Genomic DNA, 1,957 nt, shown 5'->3' on the forward strand with positions numbered 1-1,957 from the left:
CAGGTACACGGTCACCCCCCGGCGGCAGGCGGCCAGGGCCACGGAGGTGCCGATCAGGCCGGTGCCCACGACGGCTATGGAGCGAATCACCAGACATCCCCTGTTCCAAAGAACCTGATCGAAGGATTGTGCTCGGAAGATCCCGCCCGAAAGCCGTGGACCGATTAGCGGAAACAGCCCAACAGCTTATGCACGAAGAGCCGCCGACCAACAGCGCGGGAGTCCAGAAAAGACACACGTAGCCAGATTCACGGCCGGTCGCCTACAGTCCGGGAAACGCATGCCACTTCGTGACCAGGGGACAGTCATGCATGATTTCAGCGAGGCCGGAGTTCCGTTCGGCGACGTGGCCATCGACTACGTCGAGATGTACGTCGGAAGCCTGGAGGCCGCCGCTTTCGACTGGGTCGACAAGTACGCCTTCTCGGTCGTCGGCACCGGGGGCTCGCCCGAGCACCGCAGCATCGCGCTGCGCCACGGCAGCATCACCCTCGTGCTCACCGAAGCCACCTCCGACGAGCACCCCGCCTCGGGCTACGTCCAGGAACACGGCGACGGCGTGGCCGACATCGCGCTGCGTACGGCCGACGTGCGGGCCGCTTTCGAGGCGGCGGCGGCCGGCGGCGCCAGAGTGCTGCGCGAGCCCACCGCGCACGACGGCGAAGGACCCGCCGTGACGGCCGCGATAGGCGGGTTCGGGGATGTGGTCCACACGCTCGTGCAGCGCGCCCCCCGGGCGGCCCTGGGCCTGCCGGTGGGGTTCGCACCCGCGCTGCGGGAGGACGACGGCCGCGCGGCCGCCGTGGGCCTGCACGAGATCGACCACGTCGCGGTCTGCCTGGACACGGGCAGCCTCGATCCCACGGTCGGCTTCTACCGGCAGGCGCTGGGTTTCGACTTCGTCTTCGAGGAGCGCATCGTCGTCGGCTCGCAGGCGATGGAGTCGAAGGTGGTGCAGAGCCGGTCGGGCGCGGTGACGCTCACGCTCATCCAGCCCGACCCGACCGCGGATCCGGGCCAGATCGACGAGTTCCTCAAGGGCCATCAGGGCTCCGGCGTCCAGCACCTGGCCTTCTCCTCGGCGGACGCGGTGGGTTCGGTGCGCACGCTGGCGCGGCGCGGGGTCGCGTTCCTGGCCACCCCGGGCTCGTACTACGACATGCTCGGCACGCGCATCCCGTCGCTGAGCCGGTCCCGGCTTGCGGACCTGCGGGCGACGAACGTGCTGGCCGACGAGGACCACGACGGGCAGATGTTCCAGATCTTCACCGCCTCCACCCACCCGCGGCACACCCTCTTCTTCGAGGTGATCGAGCGGCAGGGCGCGCAGACCTTCGGCAGCGCGAACATCAAGGCGCTGTACGAGGCCGTGGAGCTGGAGAGGACCGGCCAGCGTGGGCCGTCCCGGCGCTGACGCCGGCGGCGTTACGGCCCATGCGCTCGCGGACGTCGAGCGCGCCGCAGCCGCTGCCCTGCCGCCCGGGGTACGGGACTTCGTGGCGGGGGGCAGCGGTGCGGAGACGACGCTGCGGGCCAACAGGGCGGCGCTGGACCGGGTGTGCGTCGTGCCGCGCGCGCTGCGGGACGTGTCGGGCTGCACGACGGAGTCGACGCTGCTCGGTCGCCCGGTGGCCATGCCGGTGGCGGTGGCGCCCGTGGCGTACCACCGGCTGGTGTGCGCCGAGGGCGAGCCGGCGGCGGCGCGGGCGGCCGGGGCGGCGGGGGTGCCGTTCACCGCGAGCACGCTGAGCAGCGTGCCGATCGAGGAGATCACGGGCGCCGGCGGCACGGTCTGGTTCCAGCTCTACTGGCTGCGGGACACCGTACGGACCCTCGACCTGGTGCGCAGGGCGGAGGATGCCGGCTGTGCGGCGGTGATGCTCACCGTCGACGTGCCGTGGATGGGCCGCCGGTTGCGGGACGTACGCAACGGGTTCGCGCTCCCCCAGGACGTGCG

2 protein-coding genes are annotated in these 1,957 nt (G+C 71.5%); both read left to right on the plus strand.

What is annotated here, in order from left to right; all coding sequences use genetic code 11:
* Nucleotides 1-307 precede the first annotated feature (307 nt).
* Complete coding sequence (gene hppD / locus H5J30_RS30035; protein ID WP_181790528.1) at nucleotides 308-1,414, plus strand: 4-hydroxyphenylpyruvate dioxygenase; 1,107 nt, start codon at nucleotides 308-310, stop codon at nucleotides 1,412-1,414.
* On the plus strand, nucleotides 1,395-1,957 hold a 563-nt coding region (locus H5J30_RS30040), incomplete at its 3' end, for an alpha-hydroxy acid oxidase (RefSeq protein ID WP_181790530.1). The genes hppD and H5J30_RS30040, both read left to right, overlap by 20 nt.

This window comes from Streptomyces phytophilus (assembly GCF_013870535.1).
Taxonomy (GTDB): domain Bacteria; phylum Actinomycetota; class Actinomycetes; order Streptomycetales; family Streptomycetaceae; genus Streptomyces; species Streptomyces phytophilus.